The organism is Yoonia sp. (assembly GCF_046292185.1).
In the GTDB taxonomy this organism is placed as follows: domain Bacteria; phylum Pseudomonadota; class Alphaproteobacteria; order Rhodobacterales; family Rhodobacteraceae; genus Yoonia.
The window spans coordinates 1-5,053 of sequence record NZ_JBKBQY010000145.1 but is presented as its reverse complement, the minus strand read 5'-3'; the positions used below and the strand labels follow the sequence as shown (position 1 = coordinate 5,053).

The following is a 5,053-nucleotide window of genomic DNA, read 5'->3' as shown; positions in this document are numbered from 1 at the left end:
CGGTCTCAAGGGCGGCATTCGACATGGGATTCTCCGGTTTAGCTGTGGTCTGTGGTTACAATGGGCTATAGACCGGAACGGCCCGAGGGCGCAATGCGAGGAAGAATGATGAAAGACGACCGCCGCCATCCGTTTCGTGACAGCCAGCAGGATCAGGAAACGGCACGCCAGATCCCGGACACGCCACAAACCCGCGCGCCGTCCTATGCGCTGGCCTTTGCCGATCAGGAATTCCTGCTGCGCGAGGAATTGCGCCCCGTCCGGTTGCAGCTCGAATTGCTGAAACCCGAACTGATGATGAACCAAGCGGGGATCAAATCCACCGTCGTTCTGTTCGGCGGCGCGCGCATACCCGAGCCGTCAAAAAAGGATACCGCCAAATCGGAAACGCTGGCCGGTCTGTCGAAATACTATGACGAGGCGCGCACATTCGCCCGCCTGATCACCGAACGGTCGCTGCAAAAAGGCGGCGGCGAAGACGTGATCGTCACGGGCGGCGGGCCGGGGGTGATGGAGGCAGGCAATCGCGGCGCGCAGGATGCGGGGGGCGTGTCCATTGGGCTGAACATCGTGTTGCCGCATGAACAGGCGCCGAATGAATATGTGACGCCGGATCTGTGTTTCAACTTCCATTATTTCGCGATCCGCAAAATGCATTTCCTGATGCGCGCCTCTGCGGTCTGTGTCTTTCCGGGCGGGTTCGGCACGCTGGACGAAACCTTCGAGGCGCTGACCCTGATCCAGACCGGCCGCATGGGGCGGGTGCCGTTCTTGTTGTTTGGACGGGCCTTCTGGGAAAAGATCATCAACTGGGAAGCGCTGGCCGAGGCGGGCACGATTTCAGAAATCGATCTGGCGCTGTTCCGCTTTGTCGAAACCGCCGAGGAAGCTGTCGAAGTGATCGACAACTGGGACGGCAAGGGCACCAAGCGCAAGGCGATCCCGGGGCGGTAACACCGCGTGCCGATCTGTCCGGTGTTACAGCGGATCGTCCGATGGTGTCTCAAGCGCCTGCATCGGCGGCAGATCGGGATTGCGAATCGCCTGAATCGCGGCTTTGGCCAGAAATTCGCCTGCGATCCCGATCTTTTCGGCCAGGGTCAGAATGTCGGCGCGGAACAGTTTCAGGAATGGGACGGCCTCTTTCGCGAACAGGTCCACCTCTTTCCCGACGGTTTTGCCGGATTGTTCGATGGCCGATACCGCGCCCATCGCCGATGTCGTGGACCCGACGATGATACCGTCGATTTCAGGCTTGCGCGTCAGCATGTCGAGGATGAAAAGCACGACCTCGGCGCTTTTGCTGTCGCTGGAAACGGTGTCAGAGATCGTCAGACCGATGCCGCCGTCCTGCACCGCGCGGCTGACCCCGGCGATCATGTGCTGCGCGTAGTTATGCGCAACCGGTGGCGGGATCAGCAAGATATGCCTGCGCCCGCGCGCGATCAGGCGCTGGGCCGCAATCGCGCCAAAGGCGCCGTTGTCAAAGTCATAATAGGGATGCTGGCTGGCCCGGTCGGTACGGCCATGGGTCGCAAAGGGAAAATGCCGCGCCATCATGTAGTTGACGCGCGGGTCATCCGGCCTGATCTGGTTCAATATGATCGCGTCGGCAGATCCGCTTTCGACGATGTAACGCACCGGCTCCATCGGGTCCTGATCGGGAAAGAACGGCGTGACGATCAGGTGATACGGTGTGTCGCGCAGGGCCCCCGCGACAGAAGAGATCAGCCGCGCGGTATGGCTCATCAGATCCAGTTCGGTCGACATCACAAGGCTGATGACATTAGTGCGCCCGGTGCGCAGGCGGACACCGGCGCGATTCGGGACATAGCCGATGTCATTTGCGATCTTGCGGACCAGTTTTTTGGTTTCACTGCCGATATCGGGCGCGTCGTTCAAGGCGCGCGACACGGTCGGTACTGCCAGCCCGCTGATCTGCGCGATGGTCTTCAGCGTCGGCTTTCCTGTGACCGCCGCCGTCGAGGCCGCAATTTCCGAACTCGTTCTGTTCACCGCCATGTGCCGGCATCCTTATCACTCGCGTAAACCACTGCGCAACTATACGCCCAAAAGGTTGGAATCGCGTAAAAATAGTTCAACCGCAAGGCCTTAAGTAATCCAGCCCGGCATTGTGAAATTCTGGCTTATTTTTTGTTGTCAGGTCAATCTAAATCGTTATAGGCTCACCTACAACGATTTAGGACCAGGGAGGAAAGAATCGTGAAACTGACTACAAAACTACTTGCGGCGACATGTATCGTCAGCGCATCGGCGGCTTCGGCTGTCGAACTGGAAGTGACGCATTGGTGGACATCGGGGGGTGAGGCCGCCGCTGTTTCGAAATTTGCCGAAGCATTGAATGCCGCGGGCCACACATGGGTCGACGGCGCGATTGCTGGCGCCGGGGGTACAGCGCGTCCGATCATCATTTCGCGTATTCTGGGCGGCGATCCGATGGCCGCAACCCAGCTGAACCACGGACGCCAGGCAGAAGAACTGATCGAGGCGGGTCTGATGCTTGACCTGACAGAGGTTGCCGAGGCTGAAGGTTGGGCGGATATCGTCAACCCGCCATCATTGCTGGACAGTTGCACACTGGATGGGCGCATTTATTGTGTGCCGGTGAACATCCATTCGTGGCAGTGGTTGTGGCTCAGCCATGCTGCCTTTGAACAGGCTGGTGTTGATGTGCCGACAAACTGGGAAGAATATGTCTCGGCAGCGCCTGCATTGGAAGCGGAAGGCATTCTGCCGCTTGCGATGGGACAGCAGGGTTGGCAGCAGTCTGGCGCTTTTGGGGTCTTGGCAATCGCCCTTGCCGGACAAGAGGCGTGGTCTGCCGTACACATCGACCGTGACGAATCCGTGGCCGCTGGTCCTGAATATGCCCGCGTTTTCGAAGCCGCCGCGACCGCGCGCGAAATGGCGCGCAACAGCAATGTGCAGGACTGGAATCAGGCGACCAATATGGTGATCACAGGTCAGGCCGGTGGCCAGATCATGGGTGACTGGGCGCAGGGTGAATTCCAGGTGGCCGGTCAGGTCGCGGGTGAGGATTACAGCTGCCTTCCAGGTCTGGGCGAAACTGCCATCCTCGATACGGGCGGTGATGCGTTCTACTTTCCGGTTAACCGTGATTCTGAAGTAACGGCAGCTCAGCTTGAGCTGGCGTCGCTGTTGATTTCCCCTGAAGTTCAGGTTGGTTTCAACCTGGCCAAGGGCTCGCTGCCGGTGCGTGGCGATATCGACATGGCTGCTGCGAATGACTGCATGCAGAAGGGCCTTGAAATCCTTGCAGACGGCAACATCCTGCCATCTGGCAATCAGGCATTCAGCCCGGACACACAGGTCCAGATCGAAGAACTGATGGCCGAGTTCTGGACCTCCTCCATGAGCGCAGAAGATGCTCAGGAGCGTTATGTCGCCATCGTCGCCGCCGCTGACTAAGCGCCGCTAGCAAAGGAGCCCGGTTTTGAACCGGGCTCCGCCACAAATATCTGCACCGGGAGACCTACGATGGACGCAGCCAAGCGGCCCAACAAGCTATTCCGCAACCTGAATTCCAAGATCGCCTCGATCCCGATGATATTGACCGTGCTGGTCGTCTTCGTCGGTGGCACGATCTGGACGGTTGTGCATTCCTTTACCAATTCGCGGCTGTTGCCCCGGCTGGATTTTGTCGGCCTTGATCAATATGAACGGCTTTGGGCCAGCAGTCGCTGGATGATATCGATCCAGAACCTTGCGATCTATGGGATATGTTCACTGATCCTGACGCTGGTGATCGGGTTCACCCTTGCGGCCTGTCTTGACCGGAAAATCCGGGGCGAGGCGGTATTTCGCACGATTTTCCTCTATCCGTTCGCGCTGTCATTTGTCGTGACGGGACTTGCGTGGCAGTGGATTCTGAACCCCGATTTCGGGATGCAAAGCGTCATCCGCGATTTCGGCTGGACCAATTTTGCGTTCGATCCGCTGAACAACCCCGATATTGTCATGTATGGCATTCTGATTGCCGGGATCTGGCAGGGGTCGGGCTTTATCATGGTGGTGATGCTGGCGGGTCTGCGCGGCATCGATGAAGACATCTGGAAAGCCGCGCGTGTGGACGGGATTCCGACATGGAAAACCTATGTCGTGATCATCATCCCGATGATGCGCCCGATTTTCGTGACCGCACTGGTGCTGATCGCCAGCGGTATCATCAAACTTTATGACCTTGTGGTCGCGCAAACCAATGGTGGCCCAGGGCTCGCCTCTGAGGTGCCGGCGAAATACGTCATCAACTATATGTTCGAGGCGCAGAACCTTGGTCAGGGCTTTGCCGCATCCACCATGATGCTGGTGTCGGTGATCATCATCCTGATCCCCTGGGCCTATCTGGAATTTGGAGGCAAGAAGAATGGCTGACGCCGCTTTGCAAGACGGCCCGCGCGGGCCGAAACCCAAGAAATCATTCAGCCGGGCCAATATCTTTCTTTACGGCACGTTGCTGGTTGTCAGTATCTATTACCTGCTGCCGCTTTACGTGATGATCGTGACATCACTGAAAGGGATGCCGGAAATCCGCATGGGCAATGTCTTTGGCCCGCCGATGGAAATCACGTTCGAGCCTTGGGTGAAAGCCTGGTCCGAGGCCTGCACCGGCATCAATTGCGACGGGCTGAGCCGGGGATTCTGGAATTCGGTGAATATCCTGATCCCGTCGCTGATCCTGTCGATCTCGATCGCGTCGGTGAATGGTTATGCGCTGGCCAACTGGCGTTTCAAAGGGTCTGAGACCTTTTTCACCATCCTGATCATCGGGGCCTTCATCCCCTATCAGACGATGATCTATCCTATCGTGATCATCCTGCGGGAAATCGGGCTGATGGGATCGCTGGGGGGGCTGGTGCTGGTCCATGCGGTGTTCGGCATGCCGATCCTGACGCTGCTGTTCCGCAACTACTTTACCTCATTGCCCGAGGAATTGTTCAAGGCCGCCCGTGTCGATGGCGCCGGGTTCTGGGGGATCTATTTCCGGATCATGCTGCCAATGTCGCTGCCGATC

The 5,053-nt window shown here is 58.2% G+C and carries 5 protein-coding genes; 4 read left to right on the top strand and 1 reads right to left on the bottom strand.

Annotation, left to right across the window (positions count from 1 at the left end):
* Window positions 1-108: 108 nt before the first annotated feature.
* Window positions 109-954, top strand: a complete 846-nt coding sequence (locus ACK4TM_RS16960) for a TIGR00730 family Rossman fold protein (RefSeq protein WP_409703610.1) — start codon at window positions 109-111, stop codon at window positions 952-954.
* A 24-nt stretch (window positions 955-978) separates the two neighbouring features.
* On the opposite strand, the gene ACK4TM_RS16955 is transcribed toward ACK4TM_RS16960, so the two are convergent.
* Window positions 979-2,022 carry a LacI family transcriptional regulator gene (locus ACK4TM_RS16955; protein ID WP_409703608.1) on the bottom strand — a complete coding sequence of 348 codons (1,044 nt, stop codon included), beginning with the start codon at window positions 2,020-2,022 and terminating at the stop codon, window positions 979-981.
* A gap of 201 nt (window positions 2,023-2,223) precedes the next feature.
* On the opposite strand from ACK4TM_RS16955, the gene ACK4TM_RS16950 reads away from it, so the two are divergent.
* From ACK4TM_RS16950 to ACK4TM_RS16940, 3 genes are all read left to right on the top strand, one after another.
* A complete protein-coding gene (locus ACK4TM_RS16950) occupies window positions 2,224-3,450 on the top strand; it encodes an ABC transporter substrate-binding protein (RefSeq protein ID WP_409703605.1) in 1,227 nt (408 codons plus the stop codon).
* 69 nt (window positions 3,451-3,519) lie between these two features.
* Window positions 3,520-4,413 (top strand): carbohydrate ABC transporter permease, encoded by an 894-nt coding sequence (locus ACK4TM_RS16945; protein ID WP_409703602.1) that lies wholly within the window; start codon window positions 3,520-3,522, stop codon window positions 4,411-4,413.
* On the top strand, window positions 4,406-5,053 hold a 648-nt coding region (locus tag ACK4TM_RS16940; RefSeq protein WP_409703599.1), incomplete at its 3' end, for a carbohydrate ABC transporter permease. The genes ACK4TM_RS16945 and ACK4TM_RS16940, both read left to right, overlap by 8 nt.